General features: G+C 35.8%; 1 protein-coding gene. It reads left to right on the plus strand.

The window, feature by feature from the left end:
* Positions 1–586: integrase core domain-containing protein (locus tag ABD816_RS22240; protein WP_344931124.1), on the plus strand; the 586-nt coding region annotated here is incomplete at both ends.

Genomic DNA, 586 nt, shown 5'->3' on the forward strand with positions numbered 1-586 from the left:
CGCTAACCATTGCTGACTCTAAAAGCCGATTTTTGTTTACTGCTAAAGGGCATTATAAAGAAAACCTAAAATCCGCAAAGGCTGAGTTTAAAAGGGTTTTTAGAATATATGGAATCCCTAAGCAACTCCACACCGATAATGGAAGTCCTTTTGGTTCGGTGAGGGCTATTCAAAGATTTACTCAGCTTTCTTATTGGTTTATTGAACTGGGAATCACACCTGTTTTTTCTGATCCTGGACAGCCACAACAAAATGGTAGACATGAACGTATGCATCGTGATTTAAAGGCTGCTTGTGCTAAGCCTTCTGCTTATGATTTAAAAGCTCAACAAAGGCGATTAAATCACTTTGTAAAACAATATAATAACATTAGACCTCATGAAGCATTGGACATGAAAACACCAGCTAAAATTCATGATTTTTCTAACAGACCGTTCCCAGAAAAAATACCAAATTTTGACTATGATTCTAAGTATAAAATTCTTAAAGTAACTAAGAGTGGAGCTATAAGATGGAAGTCCTATTATTGGGTATATGTATCGGCGGCTTTAAAAGGAAAATATGTCGCTATTGAAGATATTGGCAA

This window comes from Aquimarina addita (genome assembly GCF_039539305.1).
In the GTDB taxonomy this organism is placed as follows: Bacteria; Bacteroidota; Bacteroidia; order Flavobacteriales; family Flavobacteriaceae; genus Aquimarina; species Aquimarina addita.